This is a genomic window from Streptomyces sp. NPDC048461, assembly GCF_055587105.1.
On record NZ_JBVJGW010000001.1, the window covers coordinates 264,369 to 291,000 of the forward strand.

Annotated in this window: 16 protein-coding genes and 1 pseudogene; 9 read left to right on the forward strand and 8 right to left on the reverse strand. The window is 71.5% G+C overall.

What is annotated here, in order from left to right; all coding sequences use genetic code 11:
* Positions 1-54 precede the first annotated feature (54 nt).
* Positions 55-1,161: a ferritin-like domain-containing protein gene (locus ACZ6S8_RS01205; protein WP_469451327.1), complete on the reverse strand. Its 1,107-nt coding sequence runs from the start codon at positions 1,159-1,161 to the stop codon at positions 55-57.
* A gap of 168 nt (positions 1,162-1,329) precedes the next feature.
* Here ACZ6S8_RS01205 and ACZ6S8_RS01210 point away from each other — a divergent pair, with 168 nt between their 5' ends.
* Genes ACZ6S8_RS01210 through ACZ6S8_RS01220 form a run of 3 tightly spaced genes read left to right on the forward strand, consistent with a single transcriptional unit; the run spans position 1,330 to position 3,279 of the window.
* Positions 1,330-2,259 (forward strand): AurF N-oxygenase family protein, encoded by a 930-nt coding sequence (locus ACZ6S8_RS01210; RefSeq protein ID WP_469451329.1) that lies wholly within the window; start codon positions 1,330-1,332, stop codon positions 2,257-2,259.
* 29 nt (positions 2,260-2,288) lie between these two features.
* Positions 2,289-3,002: a TetR/AcrR family transcriptional regulator gene (locus tag ACZ6S8_RS01215; protein WP_469451331.1), complete on the forward strand. Its 714-nt coding sequence runs from the start codon at positions 2,289-2,291 to the stop codon at positions 3,000-3,002.
* 10 nt (positions 3,003-3,012) lie between these two features.
* Complete coding sequence (locus tag ACZ6S8_RS01220) at positions 3,013-3,279, forward strand: hypothetical protein (protein WP_469451332.1); 267 nt, start codon at positions 3,013-3,015, stop codon at positions 3,277-3,279.
* A 91-nt stretch (positions 3,280-3,370) separates the two neighbouring features.
* On the opposite strand, the gene ACZ6S8_RS01225 is transcribed toward ACZ6S8_RS01220, so the two are convergent.
* The 3 genes from ACZ6S8_RS01225 to ACZ6S8_RS01235 form a co-directional block, all read right to left on the reverse strand.
* Positions 3,371-4,609 (reverse strand): histidine kinase dimerization/phospho-acceptor domain-containing protein, encoded by a 1,239-nt coding sequence (locus tag ACZ6S8_RS01225; RefSeq protein ID WP_469451334.1) that lies wholly within the window; start codon positions 4,607-4,609, stop codon positions 3,371-3,373.
* Entirely contained in the window at positions 4,606-5,514 is a 909-nt protein-coding gene (locus ACZ6S8_RS01230; protein WP_469451336.1) for a hypothetical protein, read from the reverse strand. Before ACZ6S8_RS01230 ends, ACZ6S8_RS01225 begins: the two co-directional genes overlap by 4 nt.
* Positions 5,515-5,657: 143 nt before the next feature.
* The gene (locus tag ACZ6S8_RS01235; protein WP_469451337.1) at positions 5,658-6,350 is read right to left on the reverse strand and encodes a hypothetical protein; all 693 of its coding nucleotides are present in this window, start codon (positions 6,348-6,350) and stop codon (positions 5,658-5,660) included.
* Positions 6,351-6,535: 185 nt separating this feature from the next.
* Between ACZ6S8_RS01235 and ACZ6S8_RS01240 the strand changes: the two genes are divergently transcribed.
* Positions 6,536-7,528, forward strand: coding sequence for a nuclease-related domain-containing protein (locus ACZ6S8_RS01240; RefSeq protein WP_469451339.1), 993 nt, complete (start codon positions 6,536-6,538; stop codon positions 7,526-7,528).
* A gap of 30 nt (positions 7,529-7,558) precedes the next feature.
* Here ACZ6S8_RS01240 and ku read toward each other — a convergent pair whose 3' ends face one another.
* Positions 7,559-8,707 (reverse strand): non-homologous end joining protein Ku, encoded by a 1,149-nt coding sequence (gene ku, locus ACZ6S8_RS01245; RefSeq protein WP_469451340.1) that lies wholly within the window; start codon positions 8,705-8,707, stop codon positions 7,559-7,561.
* Positions 8,708-8,738: 31 nt separating this feature from the next.
* Here ku and ligD point away from each other — a divergent pair, with 31 nt between their 5' ends.
* Positions 8,739-9,647: a non-homologous end-joining DNA ligase gene (ligD, locus tag ACZ6S8_RS01250; protein WP_469451342.1), complete on the forward strand. Its 909-nt coding sequence runs from the start codon at positions 8,739-8,741 to the stop codon at positions 9,645-9,647.
* Entirely contained in the window at positions 9,647-10,564 is a 918-nt protein-coding gene (locus ACZ6S8_RS01255; protein ID WP_469451871.1) for an ATP-dependent DNA ligase, read from the forward strand. The genes ligD and ACZ6S8_RS01255 overlap by 1 nt, the downstream gene beginning before the upstream one ends.
* 78 nt (positions 10,565-10,642) lie before the next feature.
* Here ACZ6S8_RS01255 and ACZ6S8_RS01260 read toward each other — a convergent pair whose 3' ends face one another.
* The gene (locus ACZ6S8_RS01260) at positions 10,643-11,038 is read right to left on the reverse strand and encodes a DUF6479 family protein (protein WP_469451343.1); all 396 of its coding nucleotides are present in this window, start codon (positions 11,036-11,038) and stop codon (positions 10,643-10,645) included.
* A gap of 116 nt (positions 11,039-11,154) precedes the next feature.
* Between ACZ6S8_RS01260 and ACZ6S8_RS01265 the strand changes: the two genes are divergently transcribed.
* Positions 11,155-11,481: a plasmid stabilization protein gene (locus tag ACZ6S8_RS01265; protein WP_469451344.1), complete on the forward strand. Its 327-nt coding sequence runs from the start codon at positions 11,155-11,157 to the stop codon at positions 11,479-11,481.
* A gap of 94 nt (positions 11,482-11,575) precedes the next feature.
* Here the strand turns inward: ACZ6S8_RS01265 and ACZ6S8_RS01270 are convergent, their stop codons facing one another.
* Together ACZ6S8_RS01270 and ACZ6S8_RS01275 are read right to left on the reverse strand one after the other, a co-directional pair.
* Entirely contained in the window at positions 11,576-12,559 is a 984-nt protein-coding gene (locus tag ACZ6S8_RS01270; protein ID WP_469451345.1) for an XdhC family protein, read from the reverse strand.
* Positions 12,560-12,819: 260 nt separating this feature from the next.
* A complete protein-coding gene (locus ACZ6S8_RS01275) occupies positions 12,820-15,948 on the reverse strand; it encodes a DNRLRE domain-containing protein (RefSeq protein WP_469451346.1) in 3,129 nt (1,042 codons plus the stop codon).
* 553 nt (positions 15,949-16,501) lie between these two features.
* Between ACZ6S8_RS01275 and ACZ6S8_RS01280 the strand changes: the two genes are divergently transcribed.
* Both ACZ6S8_RS01280 and ACZ6S8_RS01285 read left to right on the forward strand, forming a co-directional pair.
* Entirely contained in the window at positions 16,502-24,382 is a 7,881-nt protein-coding gene (locus ACZ6S8_RS01280) for a ricin-type beta-trefoil lectin domain protein (RefSeq protein ID WP_469451347.1), read from the forward strand.
* A 1,330-nt stretch (positions 24,383-25,712) separates the two neighbouring features.
* Positions 25,713-26,291: pseudogene (locus tag ACZ6S8_RS01285) on the forward strand (tyrosine-type recombinase/integrase); the annotation flags it as partial.
* Positions 26,292-26,632: the final 341 nt, after the last annotated feature.

A 26,632-nucleotide genomic window follows, 5' to 3' on the forward strand; every position in this document is an offset into this window, starting at 1 on the left:
CCACGCGTCGACGGCGGGTGCGGCGGCGCGGCGGTGCGGACCGGGCGCCGGGCGTCAGGTTTCGGCGCCCGAGGCGATCGCGGCACCGACCTCCGCCACGCGCTCGGCCTCCTCCGCCGCGAACCGCTCGCGGTCCAGGGCCTCCGCGATCTCCTCGTCCTGGCTCATCAGCAGGTCCAGGTTGGAGTTGCCCATCTCGAAGACGCCCATGTCCAGGTACGCCTTCTGCAGCCGCTCGCCCCACAGCCCGATGTCCTTGACGCACGGCACGATCCGGCTGAACAGGAGCTTGCGGAACAGGTGCAGGAACTCCGACTGCTCGCTGAACTCCTCCGCCTCCTTGCGGGAGATCCCGAAGTTCTCCAGCACCTCGACCCCGCGCAGGCGGTCCCGCATCAGGTAGCAGCCCTCGATCACGAACTCCTCGCGCTCGCGCCGCTCGGCGTCCGTCAGCTGCCGGTAGTAGTCCCGCAGGGCCATCCGCCCGAAGGCCACGTGCCGGGCCTCGTCCTGCATCACGTACGCCAGGATCTGCTTCGGCAGCGGCTTGTCGGTCGTGTCGCGGATCATGCCGAAGGCCGCCAGGGCCAGCCCCTCGATCAGCACCTGCATCCCGAGGTACGGCATGTCCCACCGGGAGTCGCGCAGGGTGTCGCCGAGCAGCTCCTGGAGGCTGTCGTTGATCGGGTACAGCATCCCGACCTTCTCGTGCAGGAACCGCCCGAAGATCTCCGCGTGCCGGGCCTCGTCCATGGTCTGCGTGGCGGAGTAGAACTTCGCGTCCAGGTCCGGCACCGATTCCACGATCCGCGCCGCGCACACCATCGCGCCCTGCTCGCCGTGCAGGAACTGGCTGAAGTTCCACGACGCGTAGTGCCGGCGCAGCTCGCCCTTGTCCTTCTCCGTGAGCTTGGCCCAGTGCCGGGTTCCGTACAGGGTCAGCACGTCGTCCGGGGTGCCCAGCGGGTCGTGGGGGTCGACCTCGATGCCCCAGTCGATGCGCTTGGCACCGTCCCACTGCTTGTCCTTGCCCTTCTGGTAGAGCGCGAGGAGCCGCTCGCGGCCTCCGTCGTACTCCCAGCTGAAACGGGCCGATCCGGAGGCGGGGACTTGCCAGACTCCCGCGCCCGGGTCGCTGGTGTAGAGCTCGTGCGTCGACACTGGCACCACCTCTGTCGCGTACTTCCGTACAGGACTGGACAGTTGGCAGCGTCACACGTTGGTAGACGCGGGGTCAACAAGTCGTGCGCAGGGGATTGACGCCCTTGCTGACAAGCAGTCTCATAAGAAGTGACCGCCGGTAACCCAACGAACGAGGTGTCCGAAGCCATGACGACGGTGACCGATCGAGCCGCCCTGAGGGACGCTCTCGGCCTGCTCAAGGACCGCGAGCAGATCGCCGAGCGGCTCCTCGAATCCTCGGCCAAGCACTCCTTCGACCCCGACAAGGAGCTGGACTGGGACGCCCCGCCCATCGAGGGCAAGTACTACTGGCCCCCGGAACTCCTCTCCCTCTACGACACCCCGCTCTGGAAGAAGATGGGGGAGGAGCAGCGCATCGAGCTCTCCCGCCACGAGGCGGCGGCGCTGGGCTCGCTGGGCATCTGGTTCGAGATCATCCTCATGCAGCTCCTGGTCCGGCACATCTACGACAAGTCGCTGACCAGCAACCACGTCCGCTACGCCCTCACCGAGATAGCGGACGAGTGCCGCCACTCGATGATGTTCGCCCGCATGATCCAGAAGGGCGGAGCCCCCGAGTACCCGGTCTCCCGCACGAACCACAACCTCGCGCGCATCCTCAAGACGGTCTCCACCACACCCGGTTCCTTCGCCTGCACCCTCCTCGGCGAGGAGATCCTCGACTGGATGCAGCGCCTGACCTTCCCGGACGAGCGCATCCAGCCGCTGGTCCGCGGCGTGACCCGGATCCACGTCATCGAGGAGGCCCGGCACGTCCGCTACGCCCGCGAGGAGCTGCGCCGCCAGATGCTCACCGCCCCGCGCTGGGAGCAGGAACTCACCCGGATCAGCTGCGGCGAGGCCGCCCGCGTCTTCTCGCTGGCCTTCGTGAACCCGGCCGTGTACGAGAACATCGGGCTGGACCGCAACGAAGCCGTCGCCCAGGTCAAGGCCAGCGGCCACCGGCGGGAGGTCATGCAGGCCGGCTCCAAGCGGCTCACCGACTTCCTCGACGACATCGGCATCCTGCGGGGAGTCGGCCGCAAGCTGTGGAAGAGCTCCGGACTCCTGGCCTGAGGCCACGTCCGCCGGGCTACCCTGCGGACATGACCGTACGCGCCTACCGCAGACTGGGTGTCGAGGAGCGGCGAGCCCAACTCCTCGACGCCGCCCTCTCGCTGTTCGCGCACCGGGCGCCGGAGGACGTCTCGCTGGACGACGTCGCGGAAGCCGCCGGGGTGTCCCGCCCCCTCGTCTACCGCTACTTCCCGGGCGGCAAGCAGCAGCTCTACGAAGCCGCCCTGCGCTCCGCGGCGGACGTCCTCGAACTGTGCTTCGCCGAGCCCCAGGAGGGGCCCCTGACCCAGCGCCTCTCCCGGGCCCTGGACCGCTACCTGGCCTTCGTCGACCAGCACCACGCCGGCTTCTCCGCGCTCCTGCAGGGCGGCAGCGTCGTCGAGACCTCCCGCACGACGGCCACGGTGGACGGCATCCGCCGGGCCGCCGTCGGCCAGATCCTCTACCACCTGGGCGCCCCGGCTCCGGGGCCCCGGCTGCGGATGATGGTCCGTACGTGGATCACCGCGGTCGAGGCCGCCTCGCTCATCTGGATCGACGAGGGCAAGCAGCCGGACGCCGGTGCGCTCCGGGACTGGCTGCTCGACCAGTTCATCGCCCTGCTGACCGCCACCGCCGCCACCGACCCCGAAACGGCGGCCGCGGCCCGCGCCGCCCTCGCCCTGGAATCGGCGGACGGCCCGGTCGGCGTGCTGGCCCGCCGCGTGATCCCTGTGGTCTCCGAGGCCGCCCACCTGCTGTGACACTGGTGGGGTGAGAAGCCAACCGACCCCCTTCGAAGGCGGCCCGATGGACGGCAGGGTGCTGCCGGTCATCCTCGGCCTGACCGGTCACCCCCCGAAGTGGTACGAGATCCCGGTCCCCGCGCCCGACGCCCCGCCGACGGTGCTGCTCTACGAGCGGGTCCCGTCGGGGTACTCGAAGCGGCTCGGGCTCCAGAAGGGGTGGAAGTACGCGTTCCGCCCGGGCGGGGAGAAGCCGAAGCCGCGCTGGCCGTGGACGAAGACCCCGCGCCCGTAACGGCCGGGGCCGCGGACCGCTCGTGGGGTGCGCCGGGCCCGCCCTTCGGGTGGGCCCGGCCCAAGGGGCACCCCGACCCGCCCGGGCCGGTTCACCCGGGCATCGGCGGGAGGGTCAGGACCGCCGCCGCGCCGCCGCCCCGCGCCGGGCGGAACGCCAGCCGCGCCCCGATCGCCTCCGCCTGGCCCACCGCGATCGTCAGGCCCAGGCCGTGCCCCTTGCCCCCGCTGCGGAACCGCTGCGGGCCGTGCGCCGCCAGGTAGTCCGGGAAGCCGTCCCCGTGGTCCCGCACCGTCACCACCGGCCCGTCCACCGTCACCACCACCGGGGCCCGCCCGTGCTTGTGGGCGTTCGCCACCAGGTTCCCCAGGACCCGCTCCAGCCGCCGCCGGTCCGTCTCCACGTGCGCGTCCCGGACCACGACCACCTCCGTGTCCGTCCCGGACGCCCGCACCACCCGCCGTACCAGCCGCTCCAGCTGGTGCAGGTCCGTGTCCACCTCCTCGCTGCCCGAGTCCAGCCGGGAGATCTCCAGCAGGTCCTCGGTCAGCTGCCGCATCGTGCGCACCCGCTCCTGCACCAGCTCCGTCGGCCGTCCCTCCGGCAGCAGCTCCGACGCCGCCTGCAAGCCGGTCAGCGGCGTGCGCAGCTCGTGCGCCACGTCCGCCGTGAACCGCTGCTCGCTCTCCAGCTTCGACTGCAGCGTCCCCGCCATCGTGTCCAGCGCCCCGGCGACCGTCGCCACCTCGTCCTGGCGCCGCGCGGGGTCCTTCGTACGGGGGTCGCCCACCCGCGCGTCGAGGTCGCCCTGCGTGATCCGCCGCGCCACCGTGGCCGTCTGGTGCAGCCGCCGCGTCACCCGCGTCACCGCGAACGCGCCCACCAGCAGCGTTCCGCCGATCGCCAGCACCGAGGACCCGATGATCGCGTTGTCGAGCCCGCTGATCGTCCGGGCGCTCTGCGCGTAGTCGACGGCGGTGGCCAGCACCCGCCCGTCCGCCGGCGCGGCCGCCCACATCGTCGGACGGCCCCGCCAGTCGCCCACGACCGTCCCGCGGTGGCCGCCGAGGGCCAGTTTCCGGAGCTCCGGCGGGAGCGCCTGCGGATCGAGCCCGGACTCGGGCGGCAGGGGCTCGCCCGCCTCGTAGGCGTGGGAGACGTCGTGCAGTTTGGCGAGCGCCTTCTCGCGCGCCGTGGACACCGTCTGCCGGGTCACCTCCACGTGCACGAGCGCTCCCAGGACGGCCGCCAGCGAGCAGCACATGACGACGATGAAGCAGGCGGACTTCCAGGTCAGCGTGGCCGTCCACGCCGGCAGCCGCAGACTCACGGCGCGCCGGCCCCGGGCGCCGGGCCGGCTGGCGGGGGTGTGGTGGCCGGGGCGGGCGTGGTGGCCGGCGCGGGCGTCGTCCGCGGAGCCGAGGGCACCCGTACGATCTGCTCGCGCGTGGGCAGCATGGTGCGCTGCTTCCCGTCGTAGGACCAGGCGGTGATCAGCTCGTACCCGTTGTTGCCGCTGGGCACCCGCAGGACCACGTCCTGCCCGGCCAGCTCCACGCCGATGACCGTGTCCGTGGTCGCCATGATCCGGTTGAGCCGGCCGTCGGGGTCCGCCGTGTACACGCGTACGGACATCATGCGGTCCGGCAGCTCGACGCCGACGATCAGCTCGTCCCGGCCGTTGCCGGTCAGGTCGCGGTAGTACGGCTCCAGGACCGGGCACTTCGCGCCGCGCTCGGCCCCGCCCCCGCTGCCACCGTCACCGTCACCGCACGCCGCGATCGCCGCCGCCGTCTCCGCGGGCATCCCGTCCGGGCCGACGTCGGCGTTCGCGTGGGCGCGCACCTCCGCCCGGACGATGGCCAACGGATCCACCTCGTGGACGTTCTGGTTCCGGACGGGCGCGATGCCCGGTACGTACTCGGGCGGCGCGCCGCCGGGGTCGGCGGGAGGAACGGCCGCCCCCTGCCGCCCGGGCCACAGGTTGACGGGGCCGCTCGCGGTGGGCGTGGAACCGGCCGAGGCCAGCGCGCCGTCAGCGTCGCCGCAGCCCGCCAGGACGGGCAGCAGGCAGCACACCAGCAGCACGGCGCCCGTGGCCCTGCGCCGCAGCACCCCGGAGGGCAGGGGCGGCGGGGCGGAGACGGCGGGTCCGGCCAGGGTGGTGGGCGCGGGGAACGGCGGGTGCGCAAGGCGCGGGTAGGGATACGAGTACGGGTACGGGTGCGGCTTCACGGGGCCCTGCGTCCTCCTGTCCGCGGCGTGGGCGACGGGGCACCCAAGGGACACGGCACCCGCAGCGTCAACCTTATGCGGAGGTACGTCCTTTTTGCCCACCACCCCCGTCCGGGTGGACGGAGGGGCCCGTGACCTGCGCGTCAGCCCTCGGTGCGCCCGCGCCGCAGCATCGCGAAGCCCAGCCCGGCCGCGCCGACGGCCGCGATCCCGCCGCCCGCGGCCAGCAGCAGCACGCCCTCCCCGGGCTCGTCGGCCAGCGTGTTCAGGCGCAGCGCGTCGACCGGCCCGGTGGCGACGACGCGGTCACCGCCGGCCTCTCCCGTGCGCGGCGGGGAAGTCGGGCCGGAGGCGGAGCCCGATGCTGAGCCCGATGCGGAGCCCCGTGCCGGGAGCGAGGCCGGGACGACCTGTCCGCTGCGGGTCCCGGTCTTGTGCCCGTCGCCCGCGACGGCGTGCCCGGCACCCCGCGCGGGAGCGTCGCCCACCCAGGAGGTCAGCCGCCCGTCCGCGTCCAGCGAAGCGCGCAGCTCCCCGGCGCCGCCGGTGCCGGTGACCCCGTCGCGGCTGGTCAGGGTGGCGGCCTTGGCGCCGTCCGCGGTCAGGATGTCGGCCTCGTACGCGCCCTTGCCGACGCGGTACACCTTCGCCGTGGACACGCCGTCCGCCAGCGAGAGGCTCTTGAGCAGCGTCCGCTGGGGGCCCGCGGAGTGCGCCGCCGCCGCCGCGGGCACGCCCTCGGCCAGCGCCGCGGCCGCGGGGAGGGCCAGCAGGCCTCCGGCGCAGACGGTCACGGCGGCGGCGCGAACGAGGGTGCGGCGGCTGACGGTGCTCACGGGAAGTCCTTCGGTGCGGGCCGGGGCCTGGCGGGTCCAGGTGGGACCAACGTAGGCGGCGGCCGTTGCGGCAGGGCCCCGTTCGTGTAACAGCGGCGTCGCAGGGTTCCGTCGGAGTCGTTACACCGCCGGGGGATTGCCCCCGGGCAGCCCGGCTGCTCCCATGGACGGCGGGGGTGAGGGCGATGAGGGGACTCAGGGTCGTACCGAGCGGGAGGCCCGGCCGCGGGCGGCTGTACGTCAACCTGCCGGACGGCCGGGCGGTGGCCTGGTACGACCGGCAGGCCAACCGGATCAGCGTCCTCGCCGACGACCAACGCGACGCGGTGGTGCGGGCGTTGCGGCCCTTCCTGACCCGCGGTGTCGCGATCGGCCCGCCCCCGGTGCCCACGGCGGCGGAGCTGCGGGGCCTCGCGCTCCCGCCGGACGCCGACCTGGCGCCCAACCGCCCCGGCGAGAGCCTGCTGGGCGAGCTGGACCACGGAACGGCGGGCACCCGGGCACGCCACCGGCTCCGCCAGGACCTCGCGGCCCAGCAGCGGGCGGGGGACGCCTTCGACGCCCTGGAGGCGCACGGCTGGCGGATCCTGCACTGCGTCCCGCTGCCCGGACTCGGCCGCATCGACCACCTGCTCATCGGCCCGGCGGGAATCTTCTGCGTCCGTACGGTCCCGGGCCGGGGCCGGCACGCCGCGGTCGGCGACCTCCTCATCGCCGTCGGCCGGGCGGAACCCCGCCCGGACCCGCGCTGGGCCCGCCGCGCCGCCGCCCGCGCCGAACTGGCCCTGACCGCAAGCGCCTCGCGCGTCCGGTCCGCCCCGAGCCCGCTCCGCACGTCTTCCGGCCGCCCGGGTACCGAAGAGGGCCCCGGCGCCCGCGCGGCCGGGGCCCGTCCGGCGGGGTGGCCGGCCGCCCGGTCCGCCGCTGACCGCACGGCGGGGCCGTCGGCCGCCAGGCCAGCCGCTGACCGCACCGGGCGGACCCCGACGGCCCGCGTCACCGGAGCCCTGGCGGTGGCCGACGCGTCCCGCGTCGAGGTCGCGCCCACCGTCCGGGACCTCCGCGTCCTCCAGCCCGGGACGGCCGCACCGGAACTCGCCGGCCTGCCCGCCGTCCTCGAACCCCGCGAGGTGGAAGCCCTGTTCACCCTGGCCCGCGACGCCGGCACCTGGCTCTAGAACGCCCCTTCCCCACCGTGGCGGGCCCCGTCAGGCGGAGGTGCGTTTCCGGGCCGCCGGGGCGGCCTTCTTCGTCGTGGCCTTCTTCGTGGACCCCGCCGACTTCGCCGAACTCGACTTGGCCGCCGTCGACTTGACCGCGCTCGCCTTCGCCGAAGCCGTCGAGGCCGATGACGACGCCGACTTCGCTGACGACTTCGTCGCCTTGGCCGCCGCCGTCGCGGTGGTCTTCTTCGTCGCCGCCGACCCCGTCTTCTTCGCGGTCGACGCCGTCGACTTCTTCCCGCCGACCGCCTTCGGCGACGCGGCCGCCGCCTTGCGCCGGATCGGCGTCACCTCGGCCCCGGCACCGGACTCCCCGCCGGCCCCCGCATCCGGCTCCGCACCGGACTCCGGTTCGCCGCGGGAGGCCTTGGCCGCCCGTACGCTCTTCTCCAGCGCGGCCATCAGGTCGATCACCTGCCCGCCCGCCGGTTCCGCCGTCACCTCCGACGGTTCGAACGCCCCGCCCGCCTTCGCCGTGACCATCGCCTCCACGGCCTCGCGGTAGTCGTCGCGCAGCGAGGCCATCTCCACCTCGCCGAGCGTCGCCATCAGCGCGTCCGCCAGGTCGAGTTCGGCGTCCCGTACCGACACCGAACCCTCCGGGGCCACGCCCTCGGGCGCCCGGATCTCGTCCGGCCACAGCAGGCCGTGCATCGCGATCACGTCGTCGACCACCCGCAGCATGCCCAGCCGCTCCCGGCCCCGCAGCGCGTACTTGGCGATCGCGACCTTCCGGCTCCGCTTCAGCGCCTCCCGCAGCAGCGTGTACGGCTTCGCGGCCGTCGCCCCGTTCGCCGCGAGGTAGTACGCCGCGTCCATCTGCAGCGGATCGATCTCCTCCGCGGGCACGAACGACATGATCTCGATCGTCTTGGCGGTGGCCAGCGGCAACTGGGCCAGGTCGTCGTCGGTGATCGGGATGATCGACCCGTCGGCCTCCTCGTACCCCTTGCCGATCTCGGCGCCCGACACCTCCTCGCCGTCCAGCTCGCACACCTTGCGGTAGCGGACCCGCCCGCCGTCGGCGAGGTGGATCTGACGGAAGGAGATCGAGTGGCTCTCGGTGGCGTTCACGAGCTTGATCGGAATGCTGACCAGGCCGAAGGAGATCGCCCCGTTCCAAATGGATCGCACGGTTCCTCCTGTTTCGTGGCAATCTCATCGTATGACGCCGATCACTTTGGTGGAGGGCCGTCGCATCGCGCTCAGCAATCTCGACAAGGTCCTCTACCCGGAGACCGGCTTCACCAAGGGCGAGGTGCTCCACTACTACGCCACGGTCGCGGGCTCCCTCCTCGCCCACATCCACGACCGGCCCGTGTCCTTCCTGCGCTATCCCGACGGTCCGGACGGCCAGCTCTTCTTCACCAAGAACCCGCCACCCGGTACGCCCACCTGGGTGAAGACCACCCCCGTGCCCCGTTCCGAGGACGCGTCCGCCGCCCAGGTCGTCGTCGCCGACATGGCCACCCTCATGTGGTCCGCCAACCTCGTCGTCGAGTTCCACACCCCCCAGTGGACCGCCGGCAGCCCCGCCGTCGCCGACCGGATGGTCCTCGACCTCGACCCCGGCCCGCCCGCCACCGTCGTGGAGTGCTGCGCCGCCGCCCTCTGGCTGCGCGAGCGCCTCGCCGCCGACGGACTGCACGCCTACGCCAAGACCTCCGGCTCCAAGGGCCTCCACCTGGCCGTACCCCTGGAGCCGACCCCCTCCGAGCAGGTGTCGGCGTACGCCAAACAGCTCGCGCAGGAGGCCGAGCGCGAGCTCCCCGACCTGATCGTGCACCGGATGGCCAAGGCCCTGCGCCCCGGCAAGGTCTTCGTCGACCACAGCCAGAACGCCGCCGCGAAGACGACCGCCGCCCCCTACACGCTGCGCGCGCGGCCCCGCCCCACCGTCTCCGCGCCCGTGTCCTGGGACGAGGTCGCGGACTGCCGAACCGCTTCCGAGCTGGTGTTCCTCGCCGACGACATCGCGCCGCGGCTGGCCCTCGACGGAGACCTCTTCGGGCCCCTGATCAACCTCAACCGGGCCGGCCGGCTGCCGGGGCCCTCCGGCCGGGCCCGGCCGTGATCCGCGTCGCGCTGGCCACCGCGGTACGGACCCTGCCCCGCGGGGCGGGCCTCGCGTACGAGCCGAAGTTCGACGGCCACCGCCTCGTCGTCCTGCGGTCGCAGGCGGACGTCGTGCTCCAGGCGCGCTCCGGCCGGATCGTCACCGCGGCCTTCCCCGACCTGGCCGCCGCTGCCCGGCAGCTGCCGGCCGGGACGGTCCTCGACGGGGAGGTGGTGGTCTGGCACGCGGGCCGCACCGACTTCGCGCTCGTCCAGCGCCGGGCCGCGGCCACGGCGGCCCGCGCCGCCGTCCTGGCGCGCAGCCTGCCGGCCTCGTACGCCGCCTTCGACGTCCTGGAACTGGCCGGGCTCGACCTGCGCGGGCGCCCGTACGAGCGCCGCCGGGCGCTGCTGGTGGAGCTGCTGCTGCCGCTGGGCCCGCCGCTGCAGCCCGTCCCGATGACGACCGACCCGGAGCTGGCGGCCACCTGGTACGAGACCCTGCCCGCCAGCGGCATCGAGGGCCTGGTCGTCAAACGGCTGGACCAGTCCTACCCCGCCGGGCGGCGCGGCTGGAGCAAGCTCCGGCACACGAACGTGCGGGACGCGGCCGTCGTCGGCTACACGGGCACCCCGCGCCGCCCGCTCGCCCTGGTCCTCGCGCTGCCGGGCGAGGACGAGACCCCGCTCGTGTCGAGCCCGCTGACCGCGGCCCTGCGCGCCGAGGTGGCGCGGGCGGTGGCGGGGCGGGACGCGCAGGGGGGTGGGGAGACGGCCCCGGCGACGGCCCTGGCGGCGACCCCGTCGACGGTCACCGCCATCGGCCTCGGGGAGATCCCCTTCCGGCCGCTGGACCCTCCGCTCGCGGCGGAGGTCCGCCACACGTCGGCCCGCCACCCGCCCCCGGAGGTCCTCCGCCTCCGGACGGACCTCTGACCCGCGCGGAGGCGGGTCAGAGGCCGGTGCGGAGGGGGCCGTCGGGGCCGGTCCGGAGGGACCGTCGGGGAGGACGGCCTATTCGTGGGCGCCGCGCCCCGAGTTGGGGGGAGACCCCGGCTGCGGATGCGGCCCCGGCCCTTCCACGTGCTCGTATCCGGACTCCCGCTCCGCGCGGGCCTCGGCCTGGTGGCTGTGGGTGGTCGAGCCGAAGTTCCCGTAGCCCTGCATCTCGTGCGGGCGCAGGCCGCCCTCCGGGAACTCCACGTGCTCCCGCTCCTCGCGGACCTCGTAGACCGCCCCGCCCTCCGGGAGGTGGGGCTGGCTCTCCGCCGACGGCGGGGCGGGTTCCTGCGCCCGGACCTTCTTGCCGAGCCAGAAGGCGCCGAGCAGAAAGCCCACCACGACGATCCCCACGACCGCGAACCACGCGATGTCGGTCAGGGTCGAGTCCACGCTCAGGGTCGAGTCCATACGGATATTTTCTCGCACTTTGATCCGTTATGCGCTGTTCTGGAGGGGATGGCTTGCTGCAACCGGGGTAATCGGAGAGAGGCCCGGTGCACGCCGACGACCAGAGGAGGGCGACCATGCCCCGCGGATCTTCCCCCAAGCGCGAACGCCAGTACGAGCACATCAAGGAGAGCGTGGAGCGGCGCGGCGAGCCCGAGAAGAAGGCCGAGGAGATCGCCGCCCGCACCGTCAACAAGGAGCGCGCCCGCGCCGGCGAGTCCAGGACCGCGAGCAAGGAGTCCCTCGACGACATGTCCTCGTCGCGGCGCGGCGGCCTGCACTCCCACTCCGGCGCGCAGGGCCCCACGTACGACCAGCTGTACGCGGAGGCCAAGCGCCGCAACGTGCACGGCCGCTCGAACATGAACAAGGCCCAGCTGAGGCGCGCCCTCGGCGACACCTGAGCCGCACCCCGCACCCCGCACCCGCATCCCGCACCCGCACCCGCACGCCGCACCGTGCACCCCGCCCCCGCCCCCGTCCCCGGACCGGAGGGGATCAGCCGCGCAGCGGACCGTCCGAGTCCCGCAGGGCCCGGGCCTCGCGGCCGCCGAGCACGCCCAGGATCTCGGCGCAGATCGCCAGCGCCGTCTCCGCGGGCGTCCGCGCCCCCAGGTCCAGCCCGATCGGACCGTGCACCAGCGCCAGCCGCGCCTCACCCACCCCGGCGGCGAGCAGCCCCTCACGCCGCCGCGCGGTCGTCCGCCGCGAACCGAGCGCCCCCACGTACGGAACGCCGAGCGCCAGCGCCTCCCGCAGGGTGGGGACGTCGAAGGCCGGGTCGTGGCTGAGCATCACCAGGCAGGCGGCGTCCCGGTGCTCGGCCAGGAGCTTCCCGGCCGCCGCCCCGTCCTCCACGGTCACCGCGCTCCAGCCCAGCAGGGCGGCCTGCCGCCCGATGACGTCGGCCAGCTCCCCGCCCCCGCCGACAACCAGGTACGGGGCCGAGGGGTACGCCTCCACGAGCACCAGCCCGGACTCCCCGTACAGCGCGTCCCGCCCGGGCCGCCGGGTGGCCAGCAGCTCCCCGGCCCGCCGCGCCGCATCGTCACGGGGGGCTTCGACGGCCCGCACGACCTCGCTGACCGCCTGTTCGGCGGCCTCGTCCAGCCGGGTCACCAGCGCCACCCCGGCCCCCTGCCCGAGCAGCTCCCACCACTCGGCGGGCACCGCGGACAGCGGCTGGAGCAGGATCTCGGCGGACCCGCCGCAGGTCAGCCGGGCCTCGACCGCCTCCGCTCCGGCCACCGACACCTCGCACACCCGCGCGGTCCGCCCCGCGGGCATGGCGGCGGCGTCCGCGGACAGCTCCGCGTCGAACACCCCGTTGTACAACGCCCCGACGCACACGCCGCGACCGTCCATCAGCACGGCGCCGGCCGGGTCCCGCGGCCCGAAGCCCTGCTCCGTGAGGGGCCTGGCCAGAAACCCGGCCCGCCCCTCGGCCGCCCACCGCTGCGCCGTCTCCACCAGCTCACGCATCCGCGCCGCCCATCCCTCTGCGAGCTCACTCCCCGCAAAGCACCAGGTCACCGGCACGATGCGGCCTCACGAACCACCCTATGCACGCCGCCGGCCCGACCCCACCCCCCAAACCCACAGACCCCACCCCACCTCCCTCGTACAGACCACCGGAATGCTCCGGGCGGGCCCGCGCGACGACGACGGCCCCCACACCCCGTTCCCGGGGCATGGGGGCCGTCGTCGGTGTCCCCGCCGGCTCGCGCCGCGCGGAGCCGGGATCAGCTCAGGGACTTCATGCTGCGCCAGTCGACCGTGAGGACGTTCTTGGCCGGGGCGTTGGTGTTGGTCTGCGACGGGTAGTACACGCGCATCTGGCCGTCGACGCCCGAGCGGGCCCAGATGTCCGGGATCGAGTCCCCGTTGACGTCCGGGATGCCGATCGCGGTCGAGACGTTCGCCTCCGTCCATGCCGTGCCGTACTGGACGTCGCCGTTGAGGGAGTTCGCCGCCAGGGTGAGCGAATTGAGGTCGACGCTTCCGGCGACGGCCCCGGGCTTTCCGTGCCGGACGTACATGGCGCCGTTGTCCAGGTTGCGCCACAGCAGGTCCGGCGTGGAGTCCTGGTTGATGTCGGCGACGTTGACGATGTCGCGGCGCTCCCACGCGTCGACGTTCATCAGCGTGGCCGTCCGGAAGGTCGCGCCGGTGTAGCCCGACAGCACCCAGAACGCCGGACCGGCCCGCAGGAACAGGTCGGGCAGCTTGTCGCCCGTGACGTCGCCGACGGCCTTGAGCTGGGTCCAGGTCGAGGGCGCGGGAGCGTTCGACGGCAGCCGGATCGCGATCCGTTCGCCGACGTCGAAGCTGCCGTAGCCGTCGCCCGGGTAGAGCCAGAACTGGTTGTCCGGCGTCCGGGCGAACAGGTCGGTCGTCCCGTCGCCGGGGTAGACGTCGCCGTAGTGGGCGATCAGCGCTGCCTTTCCGGTGGCCGGGTCGTACCAGTGGCCCGCCGGGTTGAGCTTTCCGCCGGCGCTGTAGGAGCCGGTGAGGCTGCCGTACAGGTCGCCGCCCTCGCCTCCGGAGTAGGAGGCGAGGTTCCCCGCGGAGTTGATGGCGAGGATGTCGGGCAGGCTGTCACCGCCCACGTCGTGGGGGCCGTCGGCGTTGTCCTTGGGCTGGATGTACGTGGGGTAGTCCCCGCGGACGCTGGGGTTGCCCAGGGCGTCGTAGGCGTACAGCTGGAGCCAGTTCGGCCCGGCGTGCGGGGGCCGCAGGTCCGGCACCGTGGCAGAGCCGTTGACGGCGTTGACGTACTTGATGTTCGTGCCGTCGAAGGCGTAGCTGAACTTGGCCGCGCCCGCCGAACTGAAGGTCATGGTGCCGGTGTCGCCGAACTTCACCGACGCCCAGGTCGCGCCGTCGTTCGTGGCCCGCTTGAACGGGGTGGTGTCCTCGTCGACCGTCGGGGTCGGCGGCCCGGAGCCGTCGATGGTGATGGCGCACGGGGTGGTGCCCGCAGGGAAGAAGGTGGAAGTGGCTCCGACCGTGTCCTCGGCGCGCACGTCCCAGTAGTAGGTCTTCTTGTCGACCAGCATGGTGGTGCTGGGGACGATGACGGTCGAGGCGTAGCCGCCGGACAGGTTGGTGGCCAGGGTGCCGGCGGGGGCGGTGCCGCCCGCCTCCCAGATCCGGAAGCGCAGGCCCTTCAGGTTGTTGTCGGCGTCGACCGCCTTGGCCTTCAGGGTCAGGTTGGTCCTGCCGACCGTGCGGCCGGGGGAGCCGACGACGCAGTCGCCGCCGGGCGAGGTCGTGCCGTTGGTGGGCTCGGAGGGGGCCCGGTTGTAGTCGCCCTCCAGCACCGCGGACGTGGCGCGGAACTTGCGCCAGGTCTGGGTGTCGCCCTCACTGGTGGCGCGCATGCCGAAGGTGATGTTCGACCAGCCGCTGTCGGCGCCCTTCTGGGCCGCGGCCTTCACGTCGAACGCCTCGTAGTCGTCCGGGCAGGAGCCGGAGCTCCAGCCGTGCGCGAAGGACTGCTGGTCGAGCTTGGTGGACCAGCTCGGCTGGGCCTTCCAGGTGGTGCCGGAGGAGATCGATCCGGTCAGCCAGAACTGGAACTCGCGGGCCGTGCAGGACCAGGAGTGGTTGTTGAGGACCTTGAAGGTGGCGCGGGTGAAGGTGGCCCCCTTGTAGCTGGAGGAGAAGCCCATGCGCCAGAAGGAGCGGCCGAGGCCGCCGGTGTCCGACTCGTAGCCGACGCGGGCGTCGGACGTGCCGGAGGAGAAGTTCGTGCCGTTCCAGAAGCTGCTGTTCGGGTACGGCCGGTAGGCGGTCGTCCAGGCCTGCCACTGGCTGTTGAGCGGCGGGTCGATGAAGACCGGGAACTTCACGTTCTCGTCCGTCAGCAGCTTGGTCTCGGAGGCCTGGAGGCGCAGCTGCGCGGCGCCGGTGCCCTCTCCGTCCAGCCGCAGCGGGATCGGGGCGGAGCGGGCGCCGGGCTCGATGCCGGTCAGGCCGGAGAGCTTCAGCACGTCGGCCGGGGTGGCCGTGGCGGTGCGGGGCGCGGACTGCCCCTCCGGCAGCTCGGGGTCGCGTCCGCTGGAGTCCCAGGCGAACGGCGTCGGTATGGTGCCGACCTCCTGGCCCGCCTGGTCGAGGACCTGGATCCGGCTGGCCTCGGCGTCGTGGCGGAAGGTCGCGGTGCCGGAGCGCAGGCCGTACGAGACGGTGTCCAGGGCTCCGTTCCGTGCCGCCTCGCGGTTCTTCACGATGAGGACCTGGCCGAAGCCGCCCTCCTCACGGGCCACGAGCAGCAGGTCCACGCCGGGCAGGACCTCGGAGTACAGGGCCCGCGAGCCGTCCAGGACCGGTGCCGGCAGGGCGCCGGGCCAGGTGTAGGCGATGGTGTGGCCGCCGAGGTCGACCTCGGCGAGCACGGTTTCGCCCGGCTGCGGGGCGCGGGCGAACGAACGGTTCGCCCGGTCTCCGCCCCCGCTGCCGCTGGAGAAGCGCACGGGCAGGGCCGGGTTGGCCGGAACGACGCCCAGGGCGCCGGGCGAACCGTTGACCCGGGTCAGCTTGTTGTCGATCGGAGCCCACTCGCCCTTGGCGGTCTTCGCCCGCTGGGGAAGCGCGTGGATCCGGGTGCGCAGCTGCCCGTCGGGCAGTGCCCAGGTGAGCTCGGTGGCGCTGGTCAGTGTGTCGATCAGCACCTGCTGACCGGTGCGCAGGGCTTCGGCCACGGCGCCGGCCTCGTCGTGCGGGCCGGTGGACACCGCCTTCGCGTCGGCCGAGGGGCCGCCGCGGGCGGTGGGCGGGGCGTCGTGGTGCCACCAGGGCAAGAGGGCGGCGGTGAGGGCGGCCAGGACGAGGCCGATGGTCAGGGACAGCCGTGTGCGCGTGCGCACGAACGGGGCGAGAAGGCGGGGCGGCGCGGACACGGCGGTCTACTCCCGTGTGGACCAGGGGATGGGGGACAACGCAGATGGCCCCTACGGCATGCCGTGGGGCGCGCACACGATCACACACTGGGCACAGGGCGTCCACGAATGAGAATTTTATGAATTCGTTACGTGGAGACGGCGCATCTTTGACGCAAGGTCAAGTTTGCCTTTGCTTATGGCATTTCGCGCGCCCCAATGAGTTTGATGCCCCGCGATGACGGCCGTGTCCGGAAGATCGTCTGTGCGGACGTCTGGGGCGAACTGCGGCGTGAGGCAGTTCACTTGGGCCCGACGAGGGCTTGGTATATGCCATTGATTTGTGTGCTGGTCATGACGGAGAGTGCGCACGCACGCGCCCGAACAGGTGTGTGCCCTTTGGTGTTTCCGCACCTCTTCCGATGTCTGTCAGCCCGTGTGGGAGTCGACGCATATGCCTGCTTCAGGTCCGCTGTCATGGTTGGGGCGCGGTCGCCTCACCCTGACGGAGTCACAACGACGGCGCCGGCGGCGAAGCCGCATGGCGACCGTCCTATTGCTGTCCTCGACCTTGACCGTGACGAGCCTGGGCGGCGAGGCGCTGGCCATTCCCGGCGCGGGCATGAGCCGCGAGCAGGAGAACGCCAAGGTCGACCTGCCCGACCTGCCGAAGGCCACCGAAGCCGCCGGCGACGACACCGCCGACAAGACGCTGACGCTGGCTCCCGAGGTCCCGGTCGACCCGTACGACGCCAAGGCCACCACGCCGTGGGTCGCCGACACCGGCAAGGCCACACTGTCGGCGTCCACCGCGCCCGGCACCACCGTGCCGCTGGACCGCAACCTGCCGATCGCCATCGGCGTGCCCGCCGGCGCCGACCCGGCCTCCCTCGCGGGTGAGTGGACCGTGGGCCTGGCGGCCCCCGAGGCCTCGCAGAACGCGGGCGTCTCCGGCCTGATCATGAAGGTCACCCCGCCGGCCACCGTCGACCCGGCCGCACAGGTGGCCCTGAGCGTCGACACCACCGGCTTCGCCGACCTCTACGGACCGCAGGCCGCCGACCGCTTCGGCCTGGTGCTGCTCCCCGAATGCGTCTACTCCGCCCCGACCACGGGCGAGTGCGCGGACGACGCCGGGCTCTCGACCATGACCGTCAAGAAGGACACCGGCTCCTTCGAACGGCTGAGCAGCTCGGTCACGGTGGTGGCTCCCAAGGACGCCCCCACCAGGACCACCGCGGCGAAGAACGCCACGGCCCGCAAGATCCTCTCCGGCACGGTCCCCGTCGCCAAACTGCTGGAGGGCACGCAGGCCAAGGCCGACGGTGCCTCCGCGCGCACCGCCGCCCTCCAGGCCGCCGACGCCCCCGGCGGCAACGCCGTCGGCCTCCTCGACACCGGCTCCTCCGTCCAGGGCGACTTCACCGCATCCCCGCTGCTGTCGTCGGGCTCCTGGTCGGCGGGTTCCTCGTCGGGCGCGTTCACGTACGGCTACCAGGTGCAGACGCCGCAGACGGCCGGCGGCCTGATGCCGAAGGTCGCGCTGTCGTACTCCTCGCAGTCCGTGGACGGCCGCACCTCGTCGACGAACAACCAGGCCTCCTGGATCGGCGACGGCTGGGACTACAACGCGGGCTCCATCACCCGTACGTACGTCAACTGCCGCCAGGACTCCAAGAAGGCCGGCTCCAACAACGCCACGCACCGCACCGCGGACCTCTGCTACGGCTCGGACAACGCCACCCTCTCGCTGGGCGGCATGACCACCGAACTGGTGTGGGACGCGTCCAAGGACACGTGGACCACGGCGAACGGCGACGGCTCGAAGGTCGAGCGCATCACCGGCCAGGCCACCGGCAACGGCGCCAAGGACGGCGAGTACTGGGTCGTCACCACCAAGGACGGAATCCGTTACCACTTCGGCCTGAACAAGCTGCCGAAGTGGTCCGACAACGGCTCCGCCGCGGACGACCCGACCACCGACTCGGTCCTGACCGTCCCGGTCTACGGCAACCATGCGGGCGAGCCGTGCTACCAGGCGGGCGACTGGGCCCACTCCTCCTGCACGCAGGGCTGGCGCTGGAGCCTCGACTACGTCGAGGACATCCACGGCAACGCCATGTCGCTGTGGTGGAAGAAGGACCAGAACTACTACGCGCGCAACTTCAACTTCAAGGCCCCGGTCGTCTACGACCGCGACGGCTACCTGTCCCGCATCGACTACGGGCAGCGCAAGGAGAGCATCTTCTCCGCCCCGGCCCCGGCCCGCATCGGCTTCGAGGTCAAGGAGCGCTGCTACGACGCGTCCACGACGCACACGTGCAGCGAGGACAACTTCAAGTCGAAGGACCCGGGCAAGTACCGCATCTGGTTCGACACCCCCGCCGACCTGCGGTGCGAATCCGGCAAGAAGTGCTGGAACGCCGGCCCGACCTTCTGGACGCGCAAGCGCCTGGACAAGATCACCACCTCCGCGCAGCGCCGTACGGACACGACCGCCCGGCAGGTCGTGGACGAGTACCAGCTGAACCAGAGCTTCGCCGAGCTGAAGACCGGCCCGAACACGGCGCTGTGGCTGGAGTCGGTCCAGCGGACCGGTTACGCCCGCAACGGCTCGACGGACGCGTCCGTCAAGCTCAACACCGTCCGCTTCGAGCACAACGCGGACGACATGCCCAACCGCGTCACCGCGGTCAACCCGCAGCGCCCGGGCTTCTCCCGGTTGCGCATCGGGCGCGTCATCAACGAGTACGGCGGCGAGACCGTCGTCCGGTACAAGCCGATCACGGGCAAGTGCCTCTCCGGTGCCGGGCTCCCCCCGAAGACGGACACGGCCGGCCTGAAGGCCAACACGCAGCTGTGCTACCCGTCGTTCTGGAACCCGGACCCCGACGTCGAGGACATCGACTGGTTCCACAAGTACGTCGTGGAGTCCATCGAGGAACTCCCGAACATCGACGGCTCGTTCGGCACCAAGACGGCCTACGAGTACAAGAACCCCGGCTGGAAGCTGGCCGACGCCGAGTTCACCAAGAAGTCGACCCGCACCTACTCGCAGTTCGCGGGCTTCGAGCAGACCACCGTGCTCACCGGAGCGGACAAGGCCGGCGCGGACAGCGGCAACGAGGGCGAGGGCATCGCCGGCGTCGACTCCCCCCGCACCAAGGCCGTCACCCGCTACTTCCGCGGCATGGGCGACACCGTGCCGGTGAAGGACATCACCGGCGCCGAGATAGCCAAGGACAGGGAGCCCTTCGCCGGCCGCGTCGCCGAAGAGCTCACCTACACCAACGCCACCGACCCCGACACCAACTGGCTCAGCCGCTCCGTCACGGTCCCCGAGGCCACCGAGCTGGCCAAGCGCAACCGCGACGACGGCCTGGACCCCCTGCGGGCCTGGCGCGTCACCGAGCCCGAGGAAATCGCCTACACCAAGTCCTCCGGCACCAACACGGACGACCCGCGGCCCCAGCGCGACGTCCGGACGAAGACCACCTACGACGCGACGCACGGCCTGCCGACCCTGGTCGAGTCCTTCGGCGACACCGGCAAGACCGGTGACGAGAGCTGCACGAAGCTGGAGTACCTGCACGAGACCGGCAAGAACCTGATCGGCCTGTCCAAGCAGGTCCTCGTCTCGCCGACGGCCTGCGCCGCCGCCAACTGGAGCGACCTGTCCAAGCTGAGCGGCGCGACCCGCACGGCCTACGACAGCACCGCCTACGGCACGGCACTCGCCGCCGGCACCACCCGCGGCCTGGCCACCGAGACCTGGTCCCTGAAGGGCGACGGCACCGGCTTCCAGAGCAACGGGACCACCGGCTTCGACGCCGTCGGCCGCGTGACCCGCGTGACCGACCCGGACGGCAAGTCCGGCACGCTCACCTTCGACCCGCCCACCGGCCAGGTCTTCAAGGTCACCGAGACCAACTCGCTGGGGCACTCCCAGATCCAGGAGCTGGAGCCGGGCCGCGCGGTCGCCCTCAAGACGACCGACGCCAACGGGCACGTCAGCGAGGCCAGGTTCGACCCGCTGGGTCGCCTCGCCGAGGCGTGGGCCCCCGGCCGCACCCCCGGCGCCGGAGCCGTCCCGGACTTCCGGGCCGTCTACACCATCCCCGCGGAGGAGACCGACGCGGAGAACCCGAGCCTCAAGATCCGCAGGCCCCCGTACGTCACGACGTACTCCCGTGGCCACGAGAACCGGATCGAGACCTCGGTCACCCTCTACGACGGCCTGGGCCGCGAGCGCCAGTCGCTCGAAGAGGCGGACGGCGGCGCCGGCCACCTCGTCACGGACACCCTGTACAACAGCTCGGGCGAGGTCTGGCAGACGAACAACGCCTACCTGACCAAGGAGGCCAAGCCCGGCGAGCTCTTCACCCCGCTCTCCGACACGGTCATCCCGAACTTCACCCGCTACACCTACGACGGCCTGGGCCGCGTGGTGCAGGAGACCCCGTACATGAAGTACGAGGACCCCGTCACCAAGGAGTCCTCGTCCAAGGCGTACCCCGAGCGGGCCACCAAGTACGAGTACGGCCAGGACTGGTCGAAGGTCGTCCACCCGGCGGGCGACTCGTCCTACCGGGTCTACACCGACGCGCTCGGCCGCACCTCGCGCACCGACACGTTCAACCCGGCAGCGCCGGGCGGCTTCACGTCGACGAGCTACCAGTACGACACGCGCGGCCTGCCGGTGAAGGCCACCAGCTCCACCGATCCCACGCACCCGTGGAGCTGGACCTACGACCGCCTCGGCCGCATGGAGACGGCCACCGATCCGGACTCGGGCACGACCCGTACCGAGTACGACTCCCGGGGCCGCGTCCTCACGACCACCAACGCCCGCGGCATCAAGGTCTGGAACGGCTATGACGAGCTGTCGCGGCCCAAGCAGCAGCGGCTGAACGACGCCAACGGCACCCTGATCGCCGATCTCGCCTACGACACCGTCGCCGGCGGCAAGGGCATGCCCGCCACCGCCACCCGGTACACCGACGGCCTGGCGTACACCCAGAAGGTCAACGGCTACACCAAGGACTACCAGCCGACCTCGACGACGCTGAGCCTGCCGCAGTCGATCGCCGACTCGTGGGGCCTGGCGAAGGACTACACCTACGGCTACACCTACTCGGACACGGGCGCACTGGAGGACACCACCGTCCCCGCGGTCGGCAAGCTGGCGGCCGAGAAGCTGATCGTCCGCTACAACAAGGACGGCAAGCCGCTCTCGATCTCCGGCAAGGACTGGTACGGGGCCGAGACGGTCTACTCGCCGTACGGCCAGGTGCTCCGTTCCACCCTGGGCGCCCAGCCCTACCGGGTGTGGACGCAGGACTCGTACGACGAGAGCAGCGGCGAGCTCAAGGAACAGGCGGTCTTCCGCGAGCAGAGCACGCCCGGCCTCGTCGGCGGCACCCTGGTCTCGAACCGGGCCTACACCTACGACCCGTCCGGCAACGTCACCTCCATCCAGGAGAAGTCCGCCGGGATCGAGGAGCGCCAGTGCTTCTCCTACGACCCGCTGGGCCAGCTGAAGACGGCCTGGACCGCCAAGGACCAGACCGCCTGCACCACCCCGAAGAGCACCGACGGCACGGTCAACGTGGCGGCGGGCAAGGACGGTTCCGGCTACTGGCAGGAGTACGAGTACGACCTCCTCGGCAACCGCAAGAAGCTGACCGAGAAGGACCTGGCGGGCACCACCGCCAAGGACGCCGTCACGGACTACGCCTACGGCAAGGCCGACGGCGCCCAGCCGCGCACCCTGACCAAGGTCACCAAGAAGTTCACGACCCCGGCCGGCGCCCAGGTGACGTCCGAGGCCCAGCGGCTGTACGAGCTGACCGGCGAGACGAAGACGATCACCTCGGTCCAGAACGGTGACAAGCAGGAACTGACCTGGACGCCCGACGGCAAGGTCGAGCGGATCACCGGCCAGGGCACGGGCGGCAAGACCCCGTACGTGGGTCTGGGCCAGAAGTGCATCGACCTGCGGTCCGGTGTCGTGGCGGCCGGCCAGCCGGTCCAGCTCTACAGCTGCAATGCCACCGTGGCGCAGAGCTGGCACTTCGAGCCGGTCCCGGGCCAGACGGACGCCAACGTCGGGACACTGGAGTCCTACGACACCTGGTGCCTCCAGCCGGCGGCCAACACGGCGGGTTCCGCGGTCCAGCTGCAGAAGTGCAACGGCTCCGCCGCACAGCACCTCAAGCGGGCCGCGTCCGGCCAGCTCACGCACGTCGCCTCCGGCCTGTGCGTCGCGGTCCAGGGCGCGGCGAACGTGAGCGGTACCGCCCTCGTCCTCGCCACCTGTGACGCGGCCCAGGCCGCACAGCAGTGGCTCCCGCAGAACGACACCCGTCACATCTACGGCCCCACCGGCGAGCGCCTGCTGACCATCCAGGGCAAGCAGGCCACGCTGAACCTCGGCGAGGCCCAGGTCACCGTCCAGCAGGGCGGCGTTCTGGTCCGCAGCGAGCGGACCTACGCGGCCCCGGGCGGCGCGGTCCTGCGCTACGCCAACGGCACGGGCGGGGAGGCCCTGGTCGCCGAGACCACGGACCACCAGGGCAGCGCCTACACGGAGGTCGGCCTCGGCACGGGCATGCCCGTCCGGGTCCGCAAGCAGGACCCGTTCGGCAACCAGCGCGGCGCCGACACGGCCGGCGCCAACTTCCAGGACAGCAAGGGTTTCCTCGGCAAGACCAGGGACGACGCCTCCGGCTTCCAGCCGCTCGGCGCCCGCCTCTACGACCCGGTGGTGGGACGCTTCCTGTCCGCCGACCCGCTGCTCGACCTGAACGACCCGCTCCAGTCCAACGGCTACGCCTACGCCCACAACAACCCGGTCACCCACTCCGACCCGACGGGTCTGGCGATCAGCCTGACCGCGTCCGAGCGGGCCGCGGCCCTCGCGGGCGCGGGCCTCTCCGCGGCGCAGGTGGCGCAGGCCGAGGCGATGCAGGGCAAGTCCCTCAGCTCGGTGATCCTCGCGATCGCGTGGGAGACGCTGAAGGACTTCATCGGCATCAACGACGCCATGGCCTGCTTCGGCGGTGACATGTGGTCGTGCGGCAGCATCATCCTCGACGCGATTCCGTGGACGAAGCTGGGCAAGATCCCGTCGATCCTGAAGGCGATCAACCGCACGATCAACGCCATCCAGGCGTTCAAGGCGGCCAAGAAGGCCGCGGAGATCGTCCTGAAGGCAGCCAAGGCCGCGGAGGCGGCGGCGCTCAAGGCCAAGAAACTGGCGATCGAGAAGGCCAAGAAGGAAGCCGCGCAACGGGCCAAGAAGAAGGCGGCCGAGGCCGCCAAGAGAAAGGCCGACGAGGCGGCCGCGGCAAAGAAGAAGACGGGCAACCCCGTCCAGAAGCAGGCCCAGGCCAAGGCGGCCCCGAAGGCGTCCCACCAGGCCGGCGCGGGCAAGGGCGGCGGCGGCAAGAGCTCGGGCGGCGGAAAGGCCTCCGGAGGCGGCAAGACCGGCGGCAAGACCGGCAGCACCACCCGCAGCAACGGCGGCACCAGCGGCAGCGGCGGCTCCGGCAAGGTGGAGGGCGACACCTGTAACAGCTTCGTGCCCGGCACGAAGGTGCTCATGGCCGACGGCACCGCCAAGGCCATCGAGAAGGTGAGGACCGGCGACAAGGTCGTCGCGACCGACCCGGAGACCGGGGAGACCCGGACCGAGACGGTCACCGCGGAGATCAAGGGCCAGGGCCTCAAGCACCTGGTCACGGTCACGATCGACACGGACGGCGCGGCCGGCACCAAAACGGCCGAGGTCACGGCAACCGACGGCCACCCCTTCTGGGTCCCCGAACTGGGGGAGTGGATCGGTGCCACCGACCTGAAGCCGGGCCAGTGGCTCCGCACCAGCGCGGGCACCTTCGTCCAGATCGCCTCGATCGAACGCCGGACCACCGAGGTCGCCACGGTCCACAACCTGACGGTCTCGGACCTCCACACCTACTACGCTCTGGCGGACACCACCCCGCTCCTCGTCCACAACTGTGATGACCCGCAGAGTGCTCCGGGCGGGAAAAATGGCGCCGCCGTCAGTATCAAGCAGGTGAAAATGGCGCTGGGCAGGGTCGACATGAGTGTCTCCCAGTTCGACATTGTCCACGTGCCGGAGATCAACACCTCTGGGGACGGCCTGCCTGCGTACGCAAATAGCCCGCACGACGGCAATGGCAATCCCAACCTGGGGCCCCGCGGGCGCCCGGTAATCCAGATCTCCAACATGGGCCTGGTCGACATGGATACGGCTGTGGCCACGATCTTCCACGAGATCTACCACCACCGGATGTACTCCACTTGGCCGGGCTCCATGGGCGGAACGGAGTCCGCCGCGGAGGCGTACGGGCAAGCTATGCTCGGAGTCTTCCGGCGAAGGACGGGGGCACGTTCATGAAGCAGCTGACGCGCTTCACGCCGCCCGAACTCGAGGCGCTTGGGCGAGAGCGGAACTTCCTGCGTGACCAGTCGGAGTGGCTCTGCCCTTCCTGTGGACGCACGTCGATCCGCACCTATCTGAGAAGGGTGCAACACGCTGGCCGACCTGCTGTGATCAGCTACACATGGTGTGCCGCATGTCGCAGGATGTCCGGCTCGACAGGGCCGTTGCCTCCCGGTCTGAGCATCTCTGATCCGTGGCGCGAATGTGACCCCGTAGCGTGGGAGCGATTCGACGCAAGCCTTCCCAAGCTCTTCACCGAACTCGACCGGCTTTGGGAGCGCGGAGTTCTGCCGCAAACCGTGGCCTGGGTGCGGTAGCGGATGTCGAGCGTGCCGTAGCAGAATCAATCGGAGCCCCGCCAGGAGTCGCCTGGCGGGGCTTCCGCCTTGAAGGCCCGCTGAAATTGACCGCGCGGCCTGAAGCGGGTGTCGCGGTCGGAGGTCAGGGTCACCACCGCGTCTGGTGGTCTAGGTTGACGACGAGGTTCTCGTCCGACGCCCGGGCGCCGATCCGGCTGGTCGTCCAAGACGAAAACGGGGGGAAGCGGTCCACCGCGCCGGAGGCGTTGCCCAAGACCTCGTCCGGGCGGGACATTGGCACGGTGATCGCACCGTGCCCGCCGCCGACCTCGCGCCGAACGATGCCTGCTCTTCGTCGCCCACACCCGGGCCCGCGAGTGCCTGCACGTGTCCTGGGCGGGGAAGCGCGTGGCGGTCCTGCTGACCCGCTACGCGAAGTGCCTCGACGGACGACAGGACGTAGCCAACCGGCGCATCGAGGACCTGCTCCCCGAATAACTGAGTGAGGCGTCCCGCCCCGACACTGAGGCCCCAGACCTGTCGTCTGGGGCCTTCCTCGTTCTGAGCCTTACCTGCGGTGATGCTTCCTCACTTGCGCGGGCAGTTACGTTTGTCATGTCCGCGGTAGTCGCACACGCTGCACTTCCCAGCGTTGGGAGAGACGTCGCACGACCGTCTGTCGTGTCCTCCCTCGCCGCACCAAGAGCAAGTGCGGGTCCCGCTCGCGCTCATTTTTCCTCCTCCGTATTGTCCGTGGCTCGCCGTCCTCGCACGGGAGTCTAACGTCGCGAACCTGCTAGTTCGGCGTTTTATCAGACGAACGACCGTGTGATGCATGTGAGTTGTCCCTTCTCGGCGCATGCGTCCGCCAGCCCGCTTCAGTTCAACCCGACGTCCTCCCCATCACGAACGCGGTCGTCTCGCGGCACGCCGGCATTGCCCGCGGCGACGGCATCCAAAACCTCCCGCCCGCCGGGCCCAGGCGCGCCTTCTTCGGCTGCCAGCTCTACGCGGCGATGCTGCCGGCGGAAGCGGTGGGGTTACGCGAGCGAGACTGCTGCCTGCCCAACACCGGGTGGGGCACGCTCACGCTCCGGGAGACGCTGCCGGTCTCCGGCAAGAGGTGGGCGGACTCCGGGAAACGCCACGACAGGCGGGGGCTCAAATTACGCGAGGCCAAAAGCCGACCGTCCGGCGCCTATCCCACCCCTCCTAGTGGCGCTGCTCCGCGACCACGTAGCGGAGTTCGGCACGGCTGAGAGCGGCTGGCTCTTCCCCAACGAGCGCGGGGGTGTGCTCGGCACCTCCAGCTACGGGAGGGTTTGGCAGGAGGTGAAAACCCTTGGTGCTCCCCCGGACCGGGCCGCCACACCGCTCGCGCGCCGGCCTTACGACCTCAGGCACACCTGCATCACAACTGGCTGAACGCCGGGGTGCCCGTGGCCGAGGCCGTCCGGCGGGCCGGCAACTCGCCGGAGGTGATCCATCGGCGCTACGAAGGTCGTATCGATGGCCATGGGGAATTGCACAATGCGAAGATCGAGAGAGCGATGGGCCGGATCTAAACAGGGGGCCAGCATGCGTCGCATAGCGGCCGACGACCTCAGCTCGCTACTTTCATTGCAAAAGGTTGATGATGCCAAGCGTAGCGGCTGTCGCCAGCATGCTAGCGAATAGCTGGCTTGTGGAAAAAGTTCCGGTTACGCTCTCGGATTCAGTCACCTTCACGTCAATTAGTGAGTGCTGGCACGAATATGAGGGCGTGCCGTCTATAAGCGCGAGGTGGGTTGCCTGGTTGCCGCGTCCAATCCTGCCAGGACCGATGTGCAGCTCGGGGCCTTGGACCGTTGGTGATGGAGCCTGGGCCGTCGGCGATTTGATTTCGGTGCCTAGGATTTCAAGGATG